This window comes from Pseudomonas sp. NKUCC02_KPG (assembly GCF_019345465.1).
In the GTDB taxonomy this organism is placed as follows: domain Bacteria; phylum Pseudomonadota; class Gammaproteobacteria; order Pseudomonadales; family Pseudomonadaceae; genus Aquipseudomonas.
This window is the reverse complement of record NZ_JAHKRC010000013.1, coordinates 161,628-185,289: the sequence shown is the minus strand read 5'-3', so window position 1 is coordinate 185,289 and position 23,662 is coordinate 161,628. Positions and strand designations below refer to the sequence as shown.

At 57.4% G+C, this 23,662-nt stretch carries 19 protein-coding genes, 2 tRNA genes, 1 rRNA gene and 1 pseudogene; 17 read left to right on the top strand and 6 right to left on the bottom strand.

Annotated features, from left to right (window positions below; translation table 11 throughout):
• The 3 genes and pseudogenes from rrf to KO536_RS24570 form a co-directional block, all read left to right on the top strand.
• Positions 1-109, top strand: a 5S ribosomal RNA gene (gene rrf, locus KO536_RS18260); the annotation flags it as partial.
• A 293-nt stretch (positions 110-402) separates the two neighbouring features.
• Positions 403-1,428: pseudogene (locus KO536_RS24575) on the top strand (cache domain-containing protein); the annotation flags it as partial.
• Between the two features lie 69 nt (positions 1,429-1,497).
• Entirely contained in the window at positions 1,498-2,283 is a 786-nt protein-coding gene (locus tag KO536_RS24570; RefSeq protein ID WP_374105714.1) for a methyl-accepting chemotaxis protein, read from the top strand.
• Between the two features lie 48 nt (positions 2,284-2,331).
• Here KO536_RS24570 and KO536_RS18250 read toward each other — a convergent pair whose 3' ends face one another.
• The gene (locus KO536_RS18250; RefSeq protein ID WP_133079327.1) at positions 2,332-3,030 is read right to left on the bottom strand and encodes a GntR family transcriptional regulator; all 699 of its coding nucleotides are present in this window, start codon (positions 3,028-3,030) and stop codon (positions 2,332-2,334) included.
• A 247-nt stretch (positions 3,031-3,277) separates the two neighbouring features.
• Here KO536_RS18250 and KO536_RS18245 point away from each other — a divergent pair, with 247 nt between their 5' ends.
• From KO536_RS18245 to KO536_RS18205, 9 genes are all read left to right on the top strand, one after another.
• Entirely contained in the window at positions 3,278-4,894 is a 1,617-nt protein-coding gene (locus KO536_RS18245) for a glycosyltransferase family 39 protein (protein WP_219262599.1), read from the top strand.
• On the top strand, positions 4,875-5,132 hold the full coding sequence (locus KO536_RS18240; RefSeq protein WP_133079325.1) for a DUF2789 domain-containing protein: 258 nt from the start codon (positions 4,875-4,877) through the stop codon (positions 5,130-5,132). Before KO536_RS18245 ends, KO536_RS18240 begins: the two co-directional genes overlap by 20 nt.
• A gap of 100 nt (positions 5,133-5,232) precedes the next feature.
• Positions 5,233-5,664, top strand: a complete 432-nt coding sequence (locus KO536_RS18235) for a MarR family winged helix-turn-helix transcriptional regulator (RefSeq protein ID WP_133079331.1) — start codon at positions 5,233-5,235, stop codon at positions 5,662-5,664.
• Positions 5,661-7,751 carry an FUSC family protein gene (locus KO536_RS18230; RefSeq protein WP_219262598.1) on the top strand — a complete coding sequence of 697 codons (2,091 nt, stop codon included), beginning with the start codon at positions 5,661-5,663 and terminating at the stop codon, positions 7,749-7,751. The genes KO536_RS18235 and KO536_RS18230 overlap by 4 nt, the downstream gene beginning before the upstream one ends.
• On the top strand, positions 7,748-7,957 hold the full coding sequence (locus KO536_RS18225) for a DUF1656 domain-containing protein (RefSeq protein WP_016782973.1): 210 nt from the start codon (positions 7,748-7,750) through the stop codon (positions 7,955-7,957). The genes KO536_RS18230 and KO536_RS18225 overlap by 4 nt, the downstream gene beginning before the upstream one ends.
• Positions 7,954-8,856, top strand: coding sequence for an HlyD family secretion protein (locus KO536_RS18220; protein ID WP_133079323.1), 903 nt, complete (start codon positions 7,954-7,956; stop codon positions 8,854-8,856). The genes KO536_RS18225 and KO536_RS18220 overlap by 4 nt, the downstream gene beginning before the upstream one ends.
• Entirely contained in the window at positions 8,853-10,298 is a 1,446-nt protein-coding gene (locus KO536_RS18215) for an efflux transporter outer membrane subunit (RefSeq protein ID WP_133079322.1), read from the top strand. The genes KO536_RS18220 and KO536_RS18215 overlap by 4 nt, the downstream gene beginning before the upstream one ends.
• Positions 10,299-10,405: 107 nt before the next feature.
• Positions 10,406-11,050 carry an NADH:ubiquinone oxidoreductase subunit N gene (locus KO536_RS18210; RefSeq protein ID WP_133079321.1) on the top strand — a complete coding sequence of 215 codons (645 nt, stop codon included), beginning with the start codon at positions 10,406-10,408 and terminating at the stop codon, positions 11,048-11,050.
• A gap of 129 nt (positions 11,051-11,179) precedes the next feature.
• On the top strand, positions 11,180-12,664 hold the full coding sequence (locus tag KO536_RS18205) for a YdgA family protein (RefSeq protein ID WP_219262597.1): 1,485 nt from the start codon (positions 11,180-11,182) through the stop codon (positions 12,662-12,664).
• A 184-nt stretch (positions 12,665-12,848) separates the two neighbouring features.
• Here KO536_RS18205 and KO536_RS18200 read toward each other — a convergent pair.
• Positions 12,849-12,939: transfer RNA gene (locus KO536_RS18200), tRNA-Ser, on the bottom strand.
• Positions 12,940-13,125: 186 nt separating this feature from the next.
• A tRNA-Arg gene (locus KO536_RS18195) sits at positions 13,126-13,202 on the bottom strand.
• A gap of 348 nt (positions 13,203-13,550) precedes the next feature.
• On the opposite strand from KO536_RS18195, the gene gabD reads away from it, so the two are divergent.
• From gabD to KO536_RS18180, 3 genes are all read left to right on the top strand, one after another.
• A complete protein-coding gene (gene gabD, locus KO536_RS18190; protein ID WP_133079303.1) occupies positions 13,551-14,993 on the top strand; it encodes an NADP-dependent succinate-semialdehyde dehydrogenase in 1,443 nt (480 codons plus the stop codon).
• A gap of 175 nt (positions 14,994-15,168) precedes the next feature.
• Positions 15,169-16,452 carry a 4-aminobutyrate--2-oxoglutarate transaminase gene (gene gabT, locus KO536_RS18185; RefSeq protein WP_133079302.1) on the top strand — a complete coding sequence of 428 codons (1,284 nt, stop codon included), beginning with the start codon at positions 15,169-15,171 and terminating at the stop codon, positions 16,450-16,452.
• 144 nt (positions 16,453-16,596) lie between these two features.
• A complete protein-coding gene (locus KO536_RS18180) occupies positions 16,597-17,811 on the top strand; it encodes an HDOD domain-containing protein (RefSeq protein WP_219262596.1) in 1,215 nt (404 codons plus the stop codon).
• Between the two features lie 53 nt (positions 17,812-17,864).
• On the opposite strand, the gene desA is transcribed toward KO536_RS18180, so the two are convergent.
• Positions 17,865-19,049, bottom strand: coding sequence for a delta-9 fatty acid desaturase DesA (gene desA, locus KO536_RS18175; RefSeq protein WP_219262606.1), 1,185 nt, complete (start codon positions 19,047-19,049; stop codon positions 17,865-17,867).
• Between the two features lie 149 nt (positions 19,050-19,198).
• Here desA and dibA point away from each other — a divergent pair, with 149 nt between their 5' ends.
• Positions 19,199-21,121, top strand: a complete 1,923-nt coding sequence (dibA, locus tag KO536_RS18170; protein WP_219262595.1) for a phosphodiesterase DibA — start codon at positions 19,199-19,201, stop codon at positions 21,119-21,121.
• An 8-nt stretch (positions 21,122-21,129) separates the two neighbouring features.
• On the opposite strand, the gene KO536_RS18165 is transcribed toward dibA, so the two are convergent.
• Positions 21,130-21,414: a hypothetical protein gene (locus KO536_RS18165; RefSeq protein ID WP_019824424.1), complete on the bottom strand. Its 285-nt coding sequence runs from the start codon at positions 21,412-21,414 to the stop codon at positions 21,130-21,132.
• A gap of 124 nt (positions 21,415-21,538) precedes the next feature.
• Between KO536_RS18165 and KO536_RS18160 the strand changes: the two genes are divergently transcribed.
• Positions 21,539-22,198 (top strand): glutathione S-transferase family protein, encoded by a 660-nt coding sequence (locus KO536_RS18160; RefSeq protein ID WP_133079298.1) that lies wholly within the window; start codon positions 21,539-21,541, stop codon positions 22,196-22,198.
• A gap of 67 nt (positions 22,199-22,265) precedes the next feature.
• On the opposite strand, the gene argH is transcribed toward KO536_RS18160, so the two are convergent.
• Positions 22,266-23,660: an argininosuccinate lyase gene (argH, locus tag KO536_RS18155; protein WP_133079297.1), complete on the bottom strand. Its 1,395-nt coding sequence runs from the start codon at positions 23,658-23,660 to the stop codon at positions 22,266-22,268.
• Between the last annotated feature and the right edge of the window lie 2 nt (positions 23,661-23,662).

Below are 23,662 nucleotides of genomic sequence, written 5' to 3'. Positions count from 1 at the left end.
ACCATAGAGCATTGGAACCACCTGATCCCATCCCGAACTCAGAAGTGAAACGATGCATCGCCGATGGTAGTGTGGGGTTTCCCCATGTGAGAGTAGGTCATCGTCAAGATTGAATTCCGAAACCCCTGTCTGCTAACGCAGACAGGGGTTTTGTTTTTTGCGCGATATAAATCCCCAGCGCCTTCTGTTCTCTAGCCCTTCCCATATCCCTTTTTAAAGCCACGGCTGCGCTTTCGTCGGATTAAACACATAGCTACCAAAAGTGGCTAAGTATTCCGCAATTGGTGCCGACAGCCTGTTGAGCAATGCGTACGAGCAGACCTGCCAAGAGGTTGTCTGCGCTGTTACACACAACGGTGCCCACGTACGCATCCAACCTTTTGGCATAAGAAGTCCCATGCTATGAATCTAAAGTTCAGCCATAAAATCCTTCTGGCCGCTTCAGGGGTCGTGGTTCTGGCGTTTGCATTATTCACTTTGTATAACGACTACCTGCAGCGCGACACCATCAAGCAAAACATCGAGTCCTCGGTGCAGCAAGCTGGCAACCTGACAGCCAGCAGTGTTCAGAATTGGCTCAGTGGCCGCATCCTGGTGCTGGAGAGCCTCGCACAAAGCATTGCGCATCAAGGCAGCCAGGCTGATCTGCCCGGCCTGGTCGATCAGCCAGCGTTTACCTCCAACTTCCAGTTCACCTACGTCGGGCAAGCCAACGGAGTTTTTACCCAGCGCCCCGATGCCACAATGCCCGAAGGTTATGACCCCCGTGAGCGCCCTTGGTACAAGCAAGCGGTAAGCGCTGGTCAGACCATGCTGACACCGCCCTACATGGCAGCTGTCGGGGGCCTGATTGTGACCATTGCCATGCCGGTTAAAAAAGGCGGTGAGCTGCTCGGCGTGGCAGGCGGTGATCTGAGCCTCGATAGCCTGGTCAAAATCATTAACTCAGTTGATTCAGGTGGTCTGGGTTATGCGTTTTTGGTGAGCAGCGATGGCCAGATCATCGTCAGTCCGGATAAAAATCAGGTGATGAAAAACCTGAAGGATATCTACCCGTCCAGTGCTCTACGCATTGAAAAAGGTGTTCAGGAAGTCAGGCTCGACGGCCAGGAGCGGATTATTTCCTTTACCCCGGTGACAGGCTTGCCGTCCGCAGATTGGTTTATCGGTCAATCCATCGACAAAGAAAAGGCTTACGCGCCGCTGTCTAAATTCCGCACATCGGCAGTGATTGCGATGTTTATTGCCGTGGCCGCGATTGCACTGCTGCTGAGCTTGTTGATCCAGGTATTAATGCGTCCGCTCACTACGATGGGGCGTGCGATGCAAGACATCGCGCAAGGCGAAGGCGACCTGACACGGCGCTTGGTCATTGAGAACAAGGATGAATTTGGGGAGTTGGCCAGCTCGTTCAACCAGTTCGTTGAGCGTATTCACGCGTCAATCAGCGAAGTGTCCTCTGCTACCCGCCATGTGCATGATTTGTCTCACCGCGTCATGGCATCGTCCAACGCATCCATTGTCGGCTCGGACGAGCAGAGTGCGCGAACCAACAGCGTGGCCGCCGCCATCAACGAGTTGGGTGCTGCCACCCAGGAAATCGCCCGCAATGCTGCCGACGCGTCACAGCATGCCAGCGGAGCCAGTGAGCAGGCAGATGATGGTCGCAAGGTTGTCGAGCAGACCATCCAGGCCATGACCGAGCTTTCGCAGAAGATCAGTCTGTCGTGTGCGCAAATCGAAACCCTGAATGCCAGCACCGACAATATCGGCCACATTCTGGATGTGATCAAAGGCATCTCTCAGCAAACCAACCTGCTGGCCCTCAACGCAGCCATTGAGGCCGCGCGTGCGGGGGAGGCGGGTCGAGGCTTTGCCGTGGTGGCCGATGAGGTACGCAACCTCGCTCACCGCACTCAGGAGTCGGCGGAGGAGATACATAAAATGATCACCTCGCTGCAAGTGGGTTCCCGCGAAGCGGTCAGCACCATGAATGCGAGCCAGATTTCCAGCGAAGAAAGCGTCGAGGTCGCGAATCAGGCGGGGGCTCGATTGATCAGCGTGACTCAACGTATCGAAGAAATCGACGGAATGAACCAGTCGGTTGCCGCCGCAACCGAGGAACAGACCGCCGTGGTCGAAACCCTCAATGTGGATATCAACCAGATCAACCTGCTTAACCAGCAAGGTGTGGTGAACCTCAACGAAACCCTCAAGGACTGCGATGCCCTGTCGCAGCAAGCCAGTCGTCTCAAGCAATTGGTCGACAGCTTCAAGATCTGAGGATCGCTAGTCGCTCAAGACTTATCCACAGCCCTGGCGTTTCAAGCGTCAGGGCTGTTTTGCATTCTGAGTGTTCAGATAGTGGGTAATAGCCGTAACACCGCGTTGCAGATGTAACTCCAACTCTGCAATGCATGACTCAACATCTCTGGCTCGGGCATGACGCAACAGTGCCCTGTGATCGTCCTGGCACAACTTGCCAAGGTCCATCTGCTCAAGGTTAAAGCGCAGAAAGCGTTCTTCCTCGATAAGCCCTGCCTCAATCAACGCCAGCAGTTTTCGATTCGGCGCCCTGCAGTAAAGCGCTTGATGAAATTGCCGGTTGAGTGTGCCGATCTTGCCGAAATCTGTTTCGGATTCAAGTGCCTCGATATAGCTGTCGGCCGTTTCAAAGTCCTCGTCAGTCAGCAGTGGTACTGACAGACGCAGTGCCTGGGCTTCAAGCAACAGGCGCAGCTCGTAGGTCTCCAGCGAGTTGTCCTCGATCAAAGGAGCAACAACCGCTCCTTTGTATTGCACGACCTGCAGCAAGCCTTGAGCTTCCAGCTGACGCAGTGCCTCGCGCACGGGCATTCGGCTAACGCCAAACAACTGTGCCAACGCCTCTTGGCGGATTGCGGTACCGCATGGCAAGCGGCCATCAAGAATGGCGTTGCGCAAAGTTTCTTCAATCACCACCCGCGCCAAATGAGCGGGTATGGGGCCCGATACAACTATGCTGTTTAAAGGATTGAGTTTGACGGCCACGTTGCTACTACCTACGCCGAAAGTTCAGCACGCTTGTTTGGATCCAATTCAAGTTAGGTACTGACCCAATCCTTGTCAAACCTTGTTACGTTTAGTTTAGCCTGACTGCGAGATAAGAGATTGCATGGTGCCACTATCTTTCTTTTCCAGGACGCTTCAGCCCGCTCCCTTTTGTCAGGGCCTGTGCCCTACAATCGCCAAAATCAAAGCTGCCCAAATCGCAGCCTTAATGCACAGCAGGTGAAGGATGGGCGTACTCAGCAAGAACGATGTGGGGGAGTTGCGGTTGCGTACTCCTGAGTCGCCCCACATTGCACTCACCCAAATAGTTCGCCAGCCGTGGCTGTGGTGCATATTGCTCTTGGCCTCAGTGGTGCGGCTCTATGGTTTTACAGCCTCTGCCGTCTGGTGCGACGAGGGCTCCAGCCTGATGCTGAGCGACTATCCCCTCGCCGAAATCTGGTTGCATGCGTCGCACGATGTTCACCCTCCGTTGTATTTCATGCTGCTGCATGGCTGGATGGCGCTGTTTGGTGACGGTCTTGTCTCCATCCGAACCCTGAGTGTCTTGCCGGGTATCGCAACCGTATTGCTGGGCATGTGGCTCGTGCGGTTGATTGCAACCCAAAGAGCCGCGTTACTGGCCGGGCTTCTGCTGGCATTGCTGCCGACTGCAGTGCGTTATAGCCAGGAAGTGAGGATGTACTCGCTCATGGGGCTGTGGCTGATAGGCGCCACGATTGCGCTGGTCTATTGGGTTAAAGCGCCGCATAAACTCCGTTATCCGGTCATTTACACCGGGTTGATGGCGGCAGCGTTCTATACGCATTACTTCACCGCTTTCTGTGTGATCGCCCACTGGCTATATCTGTTGATCAGTGGCCGTAGCTCCGGGTGGTTGATCAAGCGTCCCGCCTGGTGGTTGGCCAATGTTGCCATTGTGTTGTTGTTTCTGCCCTGGCTCCCCGGCCTGGTGGATCTGCTGCAGCACATGGACGACCTCAAGAGCGGCGGTGATGTGGGCTGGGAGCCTGCAGTCGATGCCCGCTCTTTGCCCGCCATGACCTGGCAGCTTTTGATTCAGGACGAAGGCGAAAACCTGCCTTGGCCGCTGTTCTGGCTGGCACCGCTTGCACTGCTGGGCGGCTTGGTATGGATGGCGGTTCGCGATTCATCCCGGCATAAATTCACTGGATTGATCGTGATTTACACCCTGCTGCCGATCCTGGCCATTTACGCCGTGTCGTTTGTCTCGCCGCTGTTTATCGAGCGTTACGTGATGTTTGCCGCACTTGGCTTGCCACTGCTTGTGGCGATCGCAGTGGATCGCCTGCTCAAGCACAAGCGTGCGTTGGCCTTCGCACTTCTGTCACTGTTTGTTGGCACTGAGTTGGTGGGCCTGCGCAGTAACTTCAGCAGCGATGCCGACCATTTTGATCGTCTGGTTGAGCACGTAAACCAACAGTTCCTGCCTGGTGACCGAATCGTAGTCAGTGACCTGTTCTGGTACTTCAGTTACGTCTACTACAACAAGACCGGGATTGAACCCCTGCTCTACACGCCGCCCACAGACAGCGGCGCATCCGGACGTCCTAACAACTACGGGTTTGGCACCCTGGTGAACGCCAATGGGGCCAAAATCTATGTTGATCGACTGGCAGACTTGCCGGCCGGTACGGGGCGGGTCTGGCTGATCAGTAGCAAAGAACTGCCGGATGATTTCGGCTCTATTCCAGCAGGTTGGCACAAAGCACAGGACTTGGCCGTCGATGACACCCAGGCTCGACTATATTTGACTTGCCTTGGGGCCGAATGCGGCCCTGAACCTGAATGGAGTCAACTCAATGCAAAAGCCAACCCATAGCCTCCCGTCCTTGTTCAAACAACTGGGCCTGCCGTCCAGCCCCGAAGATATCGAAAAATTTGTCACAACCCACTCACCGCTCAAGCCTGACCTGAAGCTCGAAGACGCATTTTTCTGGACGCCTGCCCAAGCGGCGTTTTTGCGTGAAGAGCATCTTGAGGATGCCGATTGGGCTGAAATCGTCGACCAACTGAACCTCATGCTGCGCACAAAACCGATCGTAGGTAAGCAGAAATAAATGGCAACACTTGACTGTGATCATCTGGCCGCGCAATATTAATAGTTAGCAAACTAACATTATGTGACGCCTCTTGCCTGACACTTTCGATCCACTGCAAATGAGCATCAGCACCGGCATGGTGGTTGCGACTCGCCATTGGCGTCGCGTCTGCCAGGCTACGCTGGTCAACTACGGCATTTCCGAAGCCTGTGCCATGCCGCTGCTGATTATCGGGCGCTTGGGGGAGGGGGTGAGACAAGTCACCGTGGCCCATGCTGCCGGGATGGAAAGCCCGTCGCTGGTGCGTCTGCTCGATCAGCTGTGCAAGGCCGGCTACGTACGCCGCTGTGAAGATGCCAGCGACCGACGCGCCAAAACCCTGAGTCTTACCGACACCGGACGCGCCCTGGTGCAATCGATTGAAGCCCAACTCGTGCAACTGAGAAGAGCGGCTCTGGCAGGCATTTCGCTGGCTGACCAGGAAGCCGCACTGCGTGTGATCAAAGCCTTTGAAGCGGCCGGTCAACTGCCTGACGGAGCGATGAATTGAACGGGTTTTTCAGCAGCATGCCGCCTGCCCGTGACTGGTTCTATGGTGTGCGCACGTTCGCCGCATCGATGATCGCGCTGTATATCGCATTGTTAATGGAAATGCCCCGTCCGTATTGGGCCATGGCCACGGTTTACATCGTCTCCAGCCCCTTCGTCGGGCCTACCAGTTCCAAGGCGGTGTACCGCGCACTGGGCACCCTGATCGGCGCTGCGGCTGCCGTATTTTTTGTCCCGCTATTTGTGCAAACGCCATTTCTGCTGGTGTTGGTGATCGCGCTCTGGACCGGCATTTTGCTGTTTCTGTCGCTGCACCTGCGCACTGCCAACAGCTACATATTCATGCTTGCCGGTTACACCATGCCCATGATCGCTTTGCCGATTGTGGACAACCCGCTGAACGTCTTCGACATCGCCGTCTCGCGTACCGAGGAAATCATGCTCGGGATAGTCTGCGCGGCGGTGGTCGGCAGCATGTTCTGGCCTCGCCGCTTGACCCCGGTTTTTATCGACTCGGCGGCCAAGTGGTTCGCCGATGCGAGCAATTACAGCAAGCACTTTCTGGCTCGCGACGTTGAGCCGAGCAAAGCCAGCAGCCTGCGCGCATCGATGGTCACGACCTTCAACAGTCTTGAAATGATGATTGGCCAACTGCCCCATGAGGGCGCGCACCCGCAGACCGTGCGCAATACCAAAGAGTTGCGCGGGCGCATGATCCACTTGTTACCCGTGGTCGATGCACTGGACGACGCACTCTACGCGCTGGAGCGTCGCGCCCCTGAACTGCTCGATAAAGTCACTCCTTTGCTCGACCATGCTCAGCTGTGGCTTGAAAGTACCCGGGAAGGGGCTTCGATCGAGCATTGGCAAGCATTGCGCCATGAACTCGAAGCGTTACAACCCAGTGCTGCGGCGCTGGATGATCGTCGCCAATTGGTTTTTTCCAACGTGCTGTATCGACTGGGCGAATGGATCGACCTGTGGCAAGACTGTCGCAGCCTGCAAAAAGCCATATCGACCGGTAGTCAGGATGTCTGGCGTGCCGTATACCGGCATTGGCGCCTTGGGCGGCTGACGCCGTTTCTCGATCGCGGGCTGATGCTCTATTCGGCATTTTCCACCGTGACTGCGATTGTCGTCGCCTCAGTGCTGTGGATATTGCTCGGCTGGACCGACGGCGCCAGTGCCGTGATTCTGGCCGCGGTGGCCTGCAGTTTTTTTGCCTCGATGGACGACCCGGCGCCGCAGATCTACCGATTCTTTTTCTGGACCTCGCTGTCGGTGGTGTTCGCCAGCCTGTACCTGTTTGTAATCCTGCCCAACCTGCACGACTTTCCGATGCTGGTACTGGCGTTCGCAGTGCCGTTCATCTGCGTGGGTACCCTGACCGTACAACCGCGTTTTTACCTGGGCACATTGCTGACCATCGTCAACACCGCTTCGTTTATCAGCATTCAGGGCGCCTACGATGCGGACTTCATGGTGTTCATGAACGCCAACCTGGCAGGCCCCATCGGTCTGCTGTTTGCCTTCGTCTGGACCCTGCTTGCGCGTCCGTTCGGTGCCGAGCTGGCGGCCAAGCGTCTGACGCGTTTCAGCTGGCGCGACATCGTCACCCTGACCCAGCCCGCGACTCTGGCCGAGCACCGGCACATGGGGGCGCAAATGCTTGATCGCCTGATGCAGCACTTGCCGCGTCTGGCCTTGACCGGGCAGGACACGGGCAGCGCTCTGCGTGATCTGCGGGTCGCACTCAACCTTCTGGACTTGCTGGCCTATGCGCCAAGGGTCACGGGTATACCGCAACGGCTGTTGCGTCAGGTGGTGAGCGATGTGGGTGACTACTTTTGCGCCTGCCTCAAGGCGGGTGAGCGTTTGCCAATGCCCCTTGGCCTGCAAATGACCATGGACCGCACTCGCCGCGCCCTCAACGCCAACGACCTGCAAGGCGAAGGCGAAGCGCGGGTGCACCTGCTGCATGCCCTTAGCGGGCTGCGTCTGGCTTTGCTGCCTGGCGTCGAATTTATCGTCGACAACGACGACCTGCCACATCCTCAGGCTCAAAGCATTGATGGAGCGCCGCTATGATCGGTGATGTAGATATCAGCGGGGTATTCCTGCCCACGCTCCTGGTATTGATGGGCATTACCTATTTACTGTTTTTGGTGGTTCACGGGTTACTCACGCGTGTGCACTTTTACCGTCTGGTCTGGCACCGGGCTTTGTTCAACGTCGGTCTCTACGCTCTGTTACTCGGCGTTGTGGATTCGTTTAGTCGATATCTGATGACATGAAAAAACCTTTACTGACCTTGGGCCGTGTCGTTCTCACCTTATTGGTGGTGACGTTTGCCTGCGTCGTGGTCTGGCGCATGACCATGTATTACATGTTTGCTCCCTGGACCCGCGACGCCCACATCCGAGCCGACATTGTGCAAATAGCCCCTGATGTCTCGGGCTTGATCAAGCAGGTCGATGTGCGTGACAACCAGCTCGTCACCCGTGACCAGGTGTTGTTTGTCATTGATCAGGAACGCTTCAAACTGGCGTTGCGCCAAGCCCAGGCCACGGTTGCCGATCGCAAGGAAACCCTGGCGCAAGCCCAGCGTGAAAGCCGTCGTAACAAGGGGCTGGGTAATCTGGTCGCCCGTGAGCTGCTCGAAGAAAGCCAGTCCCGTGAAATGCGCGCTCAGGCCGCGCTCACCGAGGCCCAGGTGGCCGTGGACAGTGCTCAGCTGAACCTGGACCGTACCGTCGTGCGCAGCCCGGTTGATGGCTACGTCAATGACCGGGCACCCCGGGTCAATGAGTTCGTCACGGCGGGGCGGCCTGTGTTGTCGATTGTCGACAGCACCTCGTTCCATATCGACGGTTATTTCGAGGAGACAAAGCTCGATGGCATCCATGTCGGTCAGAGCGTTGATATCCGCGTGATTGGCGACAATGCCCGTTTGCGTGGTCATGTCGAAAGCATCGTGGCGGGTATCGAAGACCGTGACCGTACCAGCGGCCAGAACCTGCTGCCCAACGTCAACCCGGCGTTCAGCTGGGTACGGCTGGCGCAGCGGATTCCGGTGCGCATTGTGTTTGATGATGTGCCGGAGGACTTTCGCATGATCGCCGGTCGCACTGCGACAGTGTCCATTATCGAAGACTCGTCCAAAGACAGGCCTGCCCCGGAGAGTGCGCGATGAAAGCCGTTCACCTGGCAGCCGTAGGGCTGGGTTTGCTGCTGTCCGGTTGCCAGTTGCTTGGCCCTGATTACCACTTGCCCAAAGACGCGGCCATGCAACGCCCGGACTTGCAGGGTGAACTGGCGGGCGAGGGTGCCAATGTGATGTCCGCGCCGGTCCCCGATGATTGGTGGAAGCTCTACCAAGACCCGAAACTCAACGAGCTGGTACGTCAGGCGCTGGCCTCCAACACCGACTTGCGGGTCGCGGCGGCGAACCTGTCGCGGGCGCGGGCTCAGGTTGAGCAGGCGCAGTCGGCCGGAGGCTGGAGTGGCTCGGTGAAGGCGGGCGCTCAGCGTCTGCAAGAGTCCGGGGAAGCCTTCCTGCTGGCGGATAAGGTGCCGGTGGCCAACGTCGGCGACCTGGGCATCAGCACCTCGTATCAGTTCGATTTGTGGGGCACCTTGCAGCGCGGTATCGAAGCGGCGCAGGCCAATGCCGACGCAACTCAGGCCGCCGCCGACACCGCGCGCATCACCCTGGTAGCGGATGTGGTGCGGGCGTACACCCAAGTGTGCGCAGCCAATGAAGAACACCACATCGCTGATGAATCCCTCAGGCTGCAAGCGCAAAGCACCAGCCTGACCCAACGTCTGCGTGATGCGGGCCGCGGCGACGAAACTCAAGTCACCCGCTCCGAAACCCAGTTCAAATCGTTGCGGGCAGAATTGCCTCGTTACGAGGCGTTGCGCCAGTCCGGTTTGTTCCGCCTGTCCATGTTGCTGGCCAAGCCGCTGGACCAACTGCCATCTGGCGTTGCCACCTGTGCCGAGCTGCCGCACATCGCGCAACTGCTGCCTGTAGGTGACGGTGCCGCGCTGCTCAAGCGCCGCCCTGACGTGCGTCAGGCCGAACGCCATCTGGCCGCAGCGACCGCTGAGATAGGTGTCGCCACGGGCTCCCTGTACCCGGACATCAGCATCGGTGCCAGCATTGGCACGGTGGGCATCATCGACAATCTGGGTACGGCGCCCACCAACCGCTGGGGCTTTGGCCCGATGCTGAGCTGGACGATTCCGACCAATGGCTCGCGAGCCCGAATTCGTGAAGCAGAGGCTGTTACCCAGGGGGCATTGGCCAGGTTCGACGGCGTAGTGCTCAACGCCATCCGTGAAACCCAGACCAGTCTGGTGCAATACACCGCGCTGTTGCAGCGCCGCGATGCATTGGCAGATGCAGAGCAGTCGGCAAAAACCGCGGCCGATCAGACCCATCAGTTCTTCCAGGCCGGGCGCGAGTCATTTTTGGCCGACTTGCAAGCAACCCGTACCTACACCGACATGCGCGCGCAATTGTCGGCTGCCAATACCCAGGTAGCCATGAGCCAGATCGATCTGTTTCTGGCCCTGGGTGGCGGCTGGGAAAGTGGACGAACGCACGCCCCTGCAAACGCTAAACCCTGACAGCGTTGCTATGCTCTGAATTATCGGTATCAGAACGATGGTTCAGGGCGTTTGCGGGTCTGTAGCCCTCCTCATCGTGCAGACCATGCCTGATGGGGATACTAATAATGAAAAACCCTTATGCTCCCGGTTTCTGGTGTGCTGTAGCGGCGGTAGTGCTGCTTTCGGCGACTTACTTCTACGGCATCATGCTGGCGCACCAGATCGACAAGGCAATGATCTTTCTCGACAGTGCCAGCGCCCTGATTGCCGTACTGGCCATAGTGGTAGTGGCCTGCGCCCTGGTGCAAACCCGGCAAATCAAAAAGCGCCAGATCACCCAAGGCCAGACCCGTGTCCTTATCTGGGACACCAAGGTTGCATTGCGCCGGGTCGAAACGGTATTCGATCGCTATTTCTGGGGGAGCTACTGGCAGCCGGGCCGAACCTTCCAGGAGTTCATGGGCGAGCTGACCGGCACCCCGCTGGAAAAGAGCCTGGATGCCCTTAAAGCCCAATGCCTGCAACTCGATAAAGCCCTGCCATCCGAAGATCGCCAATGGCTCGACACTGCGCGTGAGCTCTCGGATGTCGCAGCGGCGATGGCCCGTGAGCGCTATCAGCTAGATTATTCGGATGTATCTTTCAATTCCGTAGGAGAAACCTGCATCGACCACGACCTGGAAGTGCTGGTGTACACCTGGAGTGCCAGCCTCAAGAGCTTTGATCATCAACTTGACGAGATCGACCAGCGTTACGCTCAACCCGCATGAGGCCTGGCGTTACTCAAGAGCAGCGCCTGCTCTGTCGCCAGTGTTAACCTGCTAGCACTTTGGGCCCATGAAGGGCTTTGCAAAGACCGCTTTTACTTTCAACACAACGGACATTGAACGGGTCAATTGATGAACAAACCATTAGGCGTGCTGGCAGGGATTGTGATTGTTGTTGGAGCACTGAATACCGCCGGGGCGTGGTACACCGGCAGCAAAATCGAAGGTGTGTTGCAGGCCGCGATTGAGCAATCCAACCAGGAGCTGGCAACCCAACTTCAAGGCTCCACCACCCACGGCACTCTCGAACTGGTGTCTATTGAGCGCAACCTCTACAGCAGCACCGCGCACTATCGCCTGAAACTCCAGGACGACAAAGCGGGCCCGGACGCACCACCTGTAGAGTTGCTGTTTGTCGATAACATCGAGCATGGCCCGCTGCCGTGGTCGCGCATCAAGACGTTCAAGTGGATGCCAGTGATGGCAGTCAACAATTACGCGTTGGAAAAATCCCCTTTCACCGAAAAGTGGTTCGCTGCAACCAAGGATCAGACGCCGCTCAAAGGCCAGGTCACCATGGGTTACAACCGCTCGGTTGATGGTCATATGGAACTGGTGGCGCTTGAGACCAAGCTGGACGACAACTCCAGCTTCAGCTTCTCGGGCCTGACCATGGAGGCTCAAACCGATGCCGATGGCCAGAACCTGAAAGCCAAAGGCTACATGGACCACCTCAAGCTCCACGCGGTCACGGTCGACAACCCGCCCGTACTGGTCGAACTCAATGGTCTGACCCTCGCCAGCGACCTGAAAAAAACGCCATTTGGCTTCTATCTCGGCCAGAACGTGATGGTACTGAGCGAAGGCCAACTGACGTATGGCGCCGCACAATCGGTCATCAAGCTCAAAAACTTCGAGTACGCGGATTCTTCTTCCGCTACTGGCAACCTGATGTCCGGGCGCCTGTCTTACAAAGTGGGTGACATCACCCTGGACGGCAAGCCAGTGGGCAGCGCGCAAATGGTCCTCACTGCCAGCAGCCTCGACATCCCGGCCATGCAGGCGCTGTTGCAGATCTACCAGAACAAATTCCAGCCTCAGGCTGACGGCACCTTGCCGCAAACACCGCTGACCCCGGCCGAACAAGTGTTGATGCAGGTAGAGGTTGAAAAACTGCTGGCCGCCAAACCGCAGCTGGCGCTGGAAAAGTTCACGATCAAAACCGAAAACGGCGAAAGCCAGCTCAACGTTGCCATGAGCCTGGCCAAGCCAACCTCGTTTGAGGCGGCGCCTATCGAAGTCACCAAGCAAATGCTGACTGCGCTGGATGCAAAACTGCAGTTGTCCAAGCCGATGATTGCTGACCTGTCAGCTGTTCAGGCGCAACTGGTCGGTCAAACTGACCCGCAAACCATTGCCAAAATGGCCAGCATGAACAGTGAGATGGCAGGTGTGATGGCCGTGCAAACCGGGTTGGCCAAAGTGGATGGCAACAACATCCTGGCTTCGCTCAATTACGCAGAAGGCCTGGTGGACCTCAATGGTCAGAAAATGAGCCTTGAAGACTTCATCACTGCAATGACCACACGCTTTGGCGGTGTCGCCAGCCAGCAGTAAATCATTCGTGGGAGCGCTGCGGTTTTTCTGAAGACCGCAGCGTTTCAATCGCGAGCAAGCCCGCTCCCACTGGATTTATGCAGGCGCGAAAAAACCACGCGCAACTGCACGTCGTGTTCATTTTTTGAGGGGGGTAAACACGGTTCCCTTGAATAAGGGAACGCATCTATAGACGGCGTAAATATGGCGGAGAACGGGGGATTCGAACCCCCGACACCCTTTTGAGGTGTACTCCCTTAGCAGGGGAGCGCCTTCGGCCACTCGGCCAGCTCTCCGCGAAACGCCGCGTATAGTAACCAGCCTTTCGTCAGTTGCCCATAAAAATTTAACCTGGCTGACGTTTAGCTGAAAAAAAACCCGAAACACAGGCACACGACGACTCACCGGATTCTCGGCGAGAGGCAAAAATGCGTTGGGGAATCTTGGTTTTGACGCTGTTCCCTTGGACAAGGGAAAGAAGATGGTGCACCAGGCGGGATTCGAACCCACGACCACTGCCTTCGGAGGGCAGTACTCTATCCAGCTGAGCTACTGGTGCGACGCGGGCGCCATAATACTCATCTGCGTGTCCCCCGTCCATGCTGCTGATTCGTCAGGTGTTTGTTGGTGCGTTATGGGCTATTAATGTGGGCCGGGGGGAAAAGCGGTAAAAGATGGCCGCTTGTTCTTTTTTTCGAACAGGCTATTGTCCTTTACCCCCTTTGACCCTAGGATTCGTTTGAGATTTCAAACGCTCTTGTCTGAGTGCTAAACCGCACGGCTAACTCTTTGTGCGTTTTCTAGATACTTTGGCAGTGAATGACTTCCTGACGGCAGCCTTCTATGGCGCCTTTCTACTATTAATAATTCGCTCCGCGCCTGCGCGGTGCTGTTAAGGAAAGCCCACATGCAGCTCAAAGACGCACAGTTGTTCCGCCAACAAGCCTATATCGATGGTGCTTGGGTCGATGCGGACGGTGGCCAGACAATCAAGGTCAACAACCCGGCTACCGGTGAAATCATCGGTACAGTGCCAAAAATGGGCGCGGTTGAAACCCGTCGCGCCATTGAAGCCGCTGACAAAGCGTTGCCCGCCTGGCGTGCCCTGACCGCCAAAGAGCGTGCCAACAAGCTGCGTCGCTGGTTTGAGCTGTTGATCGAAAACCAGGACGACCTTGGTCGCCTGATGACCCTGGAACAAGGCAAGCCTCTGGCCGAAGCCAAGGGCGAGATTGTTTACGCCGCTTCGTTCATCGAATGGTTCGCCGAAGAAGCCAAGCGCGTCTATGGCGACGTGATCCCGGGCCATCAGCCAGACAAGCGCCTGATCGTGATCAAGCAACCGATTGGTGTGACCGCTGCAATCACCCCGTGGAACTTCCCGGCGGCCATGATCACCCGTAAAGCGGGCCCGGCTTTGGCTGCTGGCTGCACCATGGTGATCAAGCCTGCTTCGCAAACTCCGTTTTCGGCGCTGGCGCTGGTTGAGCTGGCACACCGTGCCGGCATCCCTAAAGGCGTGCTGAGCGTTGTGACCGGCAGTGCGGGTGACATCGGCGGCGAGCTGACCAGCAACCCGATCGTGCGCAAGCTGTCCTTCACCGGTTCGACCGAAATCGGTCGTCAGCTGATGGCCGAATGCGCCAAGGACATCAAAAAAGTGTCGCTGGAACTGGGCGGCAACGCACCCTTCATCGTGTTTGACGACGCGGACCTGGATAAGGCCGTCGAAGGCGCGATCATTTCCAAATATCGCAACAACGGCCAGACCTGCGTTTGCGCAAACCGCCTGTACATTCAGGATTCGGTCTACGACGCTTTTGCCGAAAAATTGAAAGTGGCCGTGGCCAAGCTCAAGATCGGCAACGGTCTGGACGAAGGCACCACCACAGGTCCCCTGATCGATGACAAGGCCGTGGCCAAGGTCAAAGAACACATTGCTGACGCATTGAGCAAAGGCGCCACCCTGCTGGCCGGTGGCAACAGCATGGAAGGCAGCTTCTTCGAGCCGACCATCCTGATCAACGTGCCGAAAAACGCAGCCGTAGCGAAAGAAGAAACCTTCGGCCCGCTGGCGCCACTGTTCCGCTTCAAAGATGAAGCTGAAGTGATCGCAATGGCCAACGACACCGAGTTCGGTCTGGCATCGTACTTCTATGCCCGCGACTTGAGCCGCGTGTTCCGTGTGGCGGAAGCCCTGGAGTACGGCATGGTGGGTGTGAACACCGGCCTGATCTCCAACGAAGTCGCCCCATTCGGCGGTATCAAGGCTTCGGGCCTGGGCCGTGAAGGGTCCAAGTACGGCATCGAAGACTACCTGGAAATCAAATATCTCTGCCTGGGCATCTAACCCGGCAGGTGGTTCGGCAGCGGGGGCACGAGAGCGATGCCTCCCCTGCGTTTCAAACTGTTAGTTCCTGTGGCCGGGAGCGCCATGCCAGTCGATCATCGAATACTGGCATCGTTGACTCCCAGGCGCGTCAGCCTTGAACCCTGCCGTTTGAAGAGCGGCGAATGAGGACACCATGAGCAACAAGACCAACGCATCCCTGATGAAACGCCGTGAAGCCGCTGTACCGCGCGGTGTTGGCCAGATTCACCCGATCTTCGCCGAATCGGCAAAAAACGCTACCGTCACCGACGTTGAAGGCCGCGAGTTCATCGACTTCGCAGGCGGTATCGCTGTTCTGAACACCGGTCACTTGCACCCGAAAATCATTGCCGCCGTGCAAGAGCAACTGACCAAGCTGACCCACACCTGCTTCCAGGTACTGGCTTACGAGCCGTACGTTGAGCTGTGCGAAAAGATCAACGCCAAGGTGCCGGGCAATTTCGACAAGAAAACCCTGTTGGTCACCACCGGCTCTGAAGCCGTTGAAAACGCCGTGAAAATCGCCCGCGCTGCCACAGGCCGTGCTGGCGTGATCGCTTTCACCGGCGCGTACCACGGTCGCACCATGATGACCCTGGGCCTGACCGGCAAAGTCGTACCGTACTCGGCAGGCATGGGCCTGATGCCAGGCGGCATCTTCCGCGCACTGTTCCCGTGCGAAATGCATGGCGTCTCGGTTGACGATTCCATCGCCAGCATCGAGCGCATCTTCAAAAACGATGCCGAGCCTAAAGACATCGCCGCTATCATCATCGAGCCGGTACAGGGCGAAGGTGGCTTCTACGTGGCGCCGAAGGCATTCATGGCCCGCCTGCGCGAGCTGTGCGACAAGCACGGCATCCTGCTGATTGCTGACGAAGTGCAAACCGGCGCTGGCCGTACTGGCACCTTCTTCGCGATGGAACAGATGGGCGTTGCTGCCGACCTGACCACCTTCGCCAAATCCATCGCTGGCGGCTTCCCGTTGGCCGGTGTATGTGGCAAGGCGGAATATATGGATGCTATCGCTCCAGGCGGTCTGGGCGGCACCTATGCCGGTAGCCCGATTGCTTGCGCAGCTGCGCTGGCAGTGCTTGAAGTGTTTGAAGAAGAACACCTGCTGGATCGCTGCAAAGAAGTTGGCGAGCGTCTGGTCACTGGACTCAAGGCCATTCAGGCCAAGTACCCGGTGATCGGTGACGTGCGTGCCCTGGGTGCGATGATTGCGGTCGAGCTGTTCGAAGGCGGCGATTCCCACAAGCCAAACGCGGCTGCAGTGGCGCAAGTGGTTGCCAAGGCTCGCGACAAAGGTTTGATCCTGCTGTCGTGCGGCACTTACGGCAACGTGCTGCGTGTGCTGGTTCCACTGACTTCGCCAAACGAGCAGTTGGACAAAGGCCTGGCCATCATCGAAGAGTGCTTCGCTGAACTGGCTTGAGTCCACCCTTGAGGGTGTGATCTGAGACACAAAAAAACCGCTTCGGCGGTTTTTTTGCGTTTGAACTATCTGTTTGGGTGATTTTTTCTGTAACCGCGTGCGGCCTTTGACTAAGGTGCAGGCATTGTGCGGAGAGAAAATTGGATGACGGTTGTAGATTTAAGCGCGGTGCCCACTGTATTGATTGCCGAGGCCGACCCCTGGACTCAGGACTTGCTCAAGCAGGTGGTACTGACGGTACGTTGTGATGCCCAGCTGGATGTATGTGGGGATGGTCAGCAAGCGCTCGCGCAGTTGAGCAAAAAACACTACGGACTTGTGATTGCTGATCGTGATTTACCCGGAGTCAGCGGCCTGGATTTGTTGCGCACTGTGCGTCAGCGCCGGGCTGTTCCAGCGCAGCCTTTTATTTTGCTGAGTGCGCGTAATGACAGCGCTAGTGTGCGCGAAGCATTGCCGCTGGCGCCAACAGCCTACCTGACGACACCGCTGGACATTGCCGGCCTGACCATGCGGCTCAAGGGGCTGCTGCTCAATGCAGGGCAAGAGATTTCGTGCGAAGCACCACCGCTGGCCCCCGGCATGACCCTCAGGAAGTTTCTGGAGCAGCGCCGTGCATCTTCTGATGGTGCACCGCTGCTGGTTGATGCGCAGTCGGCGCTCAAGAGCAGTCACGTTCCAGAAGGACTGGACCTTGAACGGCTTGAGCAGGGCGTGGGCACTGATCCGCAAATTACCGCTGTCATGATTGCGGCGGCCAACAGCGCTGCACACCATCGCCCCAGCCCTGCCCAGACCCTTGCACAAGCGTTGCAGTCGCTGGGGGCTGCGCAAAGCATGAATCTGGTCCTTGGGCTGACCCTCAAGCGCAACCCGCAACTGACGGACCCTTGCCTGGCCGATTACGCCGAACAGCAGTGGGCTGTGTCACTGCGTACGGCGCACTACGGCCGTACGCTCGCGGGCATGCTCAATCTGGATCAGGAGCGTTGCTATTGTGCCGGGCTGTTGCATCGATTGGGCGATCTGGCCTTGTTGCGCAGTCTTGAGGAGTGGCAGCAGGCCGGTGGTGAGCTGGACACCCAGGCCATTGACTCATCTCTGAGCGAATTCGGGGCCGCCTACGGCTCGGCGTTACGCACGCGCTGGCGCTTGCCGCTGGAGTTGCGCGAGTTGATAGCTGCGATTTATCACTTGGGTGGCGGGGTGTATTCGCGCGAAGCGCTGGTGATGAATCTTGCGGCGCAAGTGGCCAATCTGGAGTCAGAAGAAGGGATTGCCCAGGTGGCTGGCGGGAAGACGGCTCGCTTGTTGCGGGTGGGTATGTCGCAGCTTTCACAGCTGATCGATAAACCGTAGTGGTGGGAGCGAGCAAGCCCGCTCCCACCTGATCGGTGGAGGCGGGCCAGTCTTTAAACCGTCGCAGGACGCAGCGAGTAGGTCTTGAGCTGGTGAGCAAATTCGCGCAGCGACTGAATCCCGCTGGCTTCTGCTTCGTGTACCCATTCCTTGATCGCTGCCAGCATGTCGTGACCATTGGTGCTGGTCTTGACCCAGATCTGTTGCAGGGCCAGGCGCTTTTCGTAAATCACTTTGAGCGAGTGGCTGTGCTCCAGCATCGTTTCGATACGCTGGTGATGACGCTCTTCAAGCAGGCTGGTCTCCCGTGAAAGCAGGCGCTTGGCGCGACGGAACTGGTGACGCACCGAGTGATCGACCTTGGCCAGCTCTTGCTGAACCAGCGGTGCAATGACCAGCTTTCGGTACTGGGCCATGATCTGGAAACGGTTGTTGAGGATCGCCATCGCGGTGTCCATGTCCAGATTGCCTTTGCCTTCCACCCGGTGGGCAATTGGCGCTACACGCTGAACTTTGGCCAGGCGCAAAAAGCTGAGGACTTTTATCCAGGCCCAGCCCAGGTCGAACTCCCACTTCTTGACCGACAGCTTGGCCGAATTGGGGTAGGTGTGATGGTTGTTGTGCAGCTCTTCGCCGCCAATGATGATGCCCCACGGCACCAGATTGGTGGCAGCGTCGCGGCATTCAAAGTTGCGATAACCCACAGCATGGCCCAGGCCGTTGACCACGCCTGCTGCCCATACCGGAATCCACATCATCTGAATGGCCCAGATGGTCAGGCCGATGGCACCGAACAGCAGCAGGTCGATGACCAGCATGATTGCCACGCCCAGCATTTTGTAACGCGAGTAAACATTTCGCTCAATCCAGTCTTCAGGGCAGTTTTTGCCGTAAATACGCAATGTTTCAGGATTTTGAGCTTCTTCGCGATACAGCTCTGCACCTTTTCGCAAAACGGTCGATAACCCTTTGATAACCGGGCTGTGCGGGTCATCGACGGTTTCGCATTTGGCGTGGTGTTTGCGGTGGATGGCTGTCCACTCACGGGTGTTCTGCGCCGTGGTCAGCCACAGCCAGAAGCGGAAAAAGTGTTTCAGGCCACCGTTAAGCTCCAGCGAGCGATGGGCCGAGTAGCGGTGTAGATAAACCGTGACACCGATAATGGTCACGTGGGTCATCAACAGAGTGACTGCCACCAGTTGCCAGGCCGACAAGTCGAGAAAACCGTTGTACCACATAGGCTGTTTGGCCCTCGGGAAGATGAAAAAAACTGCAACACGCATTATCACCATGCAGCCAGATAAAACCAGTCGCCCTTTCAGATAAGAGTGGCTGGATGTTTCTTACACTATAATTCCCATTTTTTTGTAGGTGCTTTAACTTTCTTATGTCTGTTTCCTCCCGAGATGCCTTGCGTACGGCCTTGTTATACGGGCTGCTATCGGTTTTCTGGCTGTTGACAACTGATCATTTATTGAACAGTTATTTCGATGATTCAGCGCAGCTGGCGCATTGGCAGCTGATAAACGGTTATGTTTTTGCCTTTTTCAGTGCCGTACTGATTTTCTTCGCCCGGGCTCGCCTGTTCGGTTTTTTGGGCATGAGCCCCGGCTTGAAGCGTCAGCGTCAGGATCAGGAACGCTTGCGCCAGGCGGCCGTGGTCTTTGATTGCACGCGCGAAGGGGTGCTGGTCACCGATAGTCGCGGTGTAATTGTGCATGTGAACCGAGCGTTGGTTGAGATCACCGGTTACTCGGCCGAAGAGGTGCTGGGCCATCGACCGAACATGTTCAAGTCGGGTCGCCATGGTCCTGCGTTCTATGAGGCGATCTTCAAGTCGATAGACGAAAGCGGTGACTGGCACGGAGAGATCTGGAACCGGCGTAAAAGTGGCGAGATTTACCCGCAATGGCAGACAGTCCGCTCGATTACCGATGACAAGGGTCAGGTCACTCACTATGTCGCGGTTTTTTCAGACATTTCCGCGATCAAGAACTCCCAGAGCGAACTGGCACGACTTGTTCATCACGATCCGCTGACTGACTTGCCCAATCGACTGTTGTTTACTGACCGTACCGAGCAGGCTCTGGCTTCTGCGCAGCGCCATCAGACGGGCTGTGCGCTGCTGATGGTCGACCTCGACCACTTCAAGATCATCAACGACAGCCTGGGCCATAACGTCGGTGATCTTTTGCTCAAGGCAGTCGCGGACCGTTTGCAGAGGGTATTTGGCAAAGGCTTCACCGTGGCTCGACTGGGTGGCGATGAGTTTGCCGTGCTGGTCGATAATTGCCCGCAAGTGGCCCATGCCGCCAATGCTGCGCAACAGGTGCTGGAGGTCATGAAAGGCGCCTTCGATGTCGATAAACACCAGCTGTTTATCAGCGCCAGTATCGGTATCAGCGTATTCCCCAAAGACGCATTGAATGCCGAGCAATTGCTGCGCAATGCCGACTCGGCCCTGTTCAAGGCCAAAAGCACAGGGCGTGAAGGCTATGCCTTGTACACCGAAGAGCTGACAGCCCATGCGCAGTACCGTATTGAGGTGGCCGGGGATTTGCGCCGTGCCCTGGAACAGCATGAGCTGCGCGTGTATTACCAGCCTGTGCACGATCTGCAAACCAGTCGCCTGATTGGTGTTGAGGCGCTGGTGCGCTGGGAACATCCACTGCGGGGGCTGTTGTCGCCGGGAGAGTTTATTCCGATCGCCGAGCGCACCGGATTGATTGCAGAAATTGACGCCTGGGTGTTGGAGCAGGCCTGTTGGCAGATGGTTCAGTGGCAAGCGGCTGGCCTGAAATTGTCATTTGTGGCGGTGAACATTTCCAGCCGGTTATTTGCGCGACCCGAGCTGTACACGCTGGTTTCAACGGTGCTGGCAGACACGGGGCTGGACCCTGCATTGCTGGAGCTGGAAGTGACCGAAAGTGCGGTGATGGATAACTCTCAAGTCGCACTGGAACAGATGCATCGTCTGCGAGCGCTGGGTTTGCGCCTGGCCATCGATGATTTTGGCACCGGTTTTTCATCGTTGCTGCGACTCAAGCGATTGCCTGTACAGAAACTGAAAATTGATCAGGGATTTGTCGCCGGGTTGCCCGGGGACAATGACGATGTGGCGATCGTGCGTGCCGTCATTGCGCTGGGACAAAGCATGGGCTTGCAGGTGCACGCCGAGGGGATCGAGCAGGTCGAGCAGGCGCGGTTCCTGCTCGACCTCAACTGCAACCTGGGTCAGGGCTACTGGTTCGGGCGCCCGATGCCGGCCACGGAACTGGACTGGCAGCGAGCCCCCGCCATTCGCGGCTGAGCCGGGGTTCAGTTTTTTTCTGGCGGCAACGTCGGCAGTGCCCGCAGGGCTGTTTCGTACCACTCGGTGTTGAAGGCGCGGTCTTCTTCGAGGATCGCGTCAATCTCCACGGCCAGCACGTGGGCCATCATCTGCAGGATGTCTTCACGCTCGTAGCCGACCAGCGTCAGCTTGTTGAACGTGGCTTTAGCGGCAGGCGGGTTGTCGCTTTCAATCTGGTTTTCAATGGCCTGAATCAGCGTGGACTCGGCGAACTCTTCTTCTTCGTTATCGATATCAACTGGCTCGCTCATGGCAGGCTCCTTAAGTAAAGATGGCCAGTCTAACGGTATTCAGCCGGGTGATGCTGCTAGCCAGTCCAGTAACGAAGCTCTATAACAGCTTCAGCCAACCCCTACACGGCCTGGAGGCTTTGTGATGCTCAAGCTTTATGGATTTGCAGTCAGCAACTACTACAACATGGTCAAACTGGCGCTGCTGGAGAAGGGCGTACCGTTTGAGGAAGTGCCGTTTTTCGCGGGTCAAACCCCTGAGGCACTGGCTATCAGCCCCCGTGGCAAAGTCCCGGTGCTGGGGGTTGAGCAAGGTTACGTCAATGAAACCAGCGTGATCCTCGAGTACATCGAACAGACCCAGCCAGGCCCTAAACTGTTGCCGGTTGATCCGTTTGAGCGCGCTCAAGTGCTGGCGCTGGCGAAGGAAATCGAGCTGTACATCGAGCTGCCTGCACGTGCGTGTTACCCCGAAGCATTCTTTGGCATGAAAGTGCCGGAAGCGATCAAGGAAAAAGCGCGCATCGAGCTCTTGGAAGGGATGGCTTCATTGAGGCGTCACGGCAAGTTCGCCCCCTATGTGGCGGGCGACACCCTGAGTGTTGCGGATATTTACTTCGCTTGCAGCGTCAATCTGGCCTGCGCCGTTGGGCACAAGGTGTTTGGCCTGGACCTGTTGGCTGACATGCCGGGCGCCAAAGCGTTGCTGGAGCGGCTGGAGCAAAACCCGCACGTGCAAAAAATTGGCGCTGACAAAGAAGCCGCCATGCCGCAGTTTCTGGCCTGGATCAGTAGCAAGAAATAACGCGGGTACTGGCGCTGAATAAAAAACGGGCACCCGAAGGTGCCCGTTTTTTTGTATTGCTCAGAAGTTAGCGGGTAGCCAACAACGCCTTGCCACGAACAACAGCTGCTTTCACTTGCGCCGGCGCGGTGCCGCCGATGTGATCGCGGGCATTGACCGAACCTTCCAGCGTCAGCACGGCAAACACGTCGTCTTCGATCTGATCGCTGAACTGGCGCAGTTCTTCGAGGCTCATTTCTGCCAGATCCTTGCCCGTCTCGACACCGTATTTAACGGCATGGCCGACGATTTCGTGGCAGTCACGGAACGGCAGGCCACGGCGAACCAGGTAGTCGGCCAGGTCGGTAGCGGTCGAGAACCCGCGCAATGCCGCTTCACGCATGATTGCGTGCTTGGGCTTGATCGCCGGGATCATGTCGGCAAAGGCGCGCAACGAGTCGCGCAAGGTGTCGGCTGCGTCGAACAGCGGCTCCTTGTCTTCCTGGTTGTCCTTGTTGTAGGCCAGCGGCTGGCCCTTCATCAGGGTCAACAGGCCCATCAGTGCACCGAATACACGGCCACTTTTGCCACGTACCAGTTCTGGCACGTCGGGGTTTTTCTTTTGCGGCATGATCGAACTGCCGGTGCAGAAGCGGTCCGGCAGATCGATGAACTGGAACTGTGCGCTGGTCCAGAGCACCAGCTCTTCGGAGAAGCGCGACAGGTGCATCATCGCAATACTGGCCGCGGCGCAGAATTCGATGGCGAAGTCGCGATCGGACACGTTGTCCAGCGAGTTGCCGCCAACAGCGTCAAAGCTCAGCAATTGAGCCGTGAATTCGCGGTCGATCGGGTAGGTGGTGCCCGCCAGTGCGGCGCTGCCCAGAGGCATGCGGTTGGTGCGTTTGCGGCAGTCGACAAGACGCTCGTAGTCGCGGCTGAGCATCTCGAACCACGCCAGCATGTGGTGACCGAATGTCACGGGCTGTGCGGTTTGCAGGTGCGTAAAGCCGGGCATGATGGTTTCGGCTTCGCGCTCTGCCTGCTCCAGCAGGCCTTTTTGCAGGCGAGTAATTTCAGCCAGGATCACGTCGATTTCATCACGCAACCACAGGCGAATATCGGTAGCTACCTGGTCGTTACGGCTGCGACCGGTGTGCAGCTTTTTGCCGGTTACGCCGATGCGATCGGTCAGGCGCGCCTCGATGTTCATGTGCACATCTTCCAGATCGATGCGCCAGTCAAACGTGCCGGCTTCGATTTCGCTCTGGATGGACTTGAGGCCATCGATAATGCTGTCGCGCTCGGCATCGGTCAGCACGCCGACCTTGGCCAGCATGGTGGCGTGAGCCACGGAGCCCATGATGTCGTGGCGATAAAGGCGCTGGTCGAAAGTGACGGAGGCGGTGAAACGCGCAACGAAGGCGTCGACGGGTTCACTGAAGCGGCCGCCCCAGGACTGATTGGTCTTGTCGGTGCTCATGG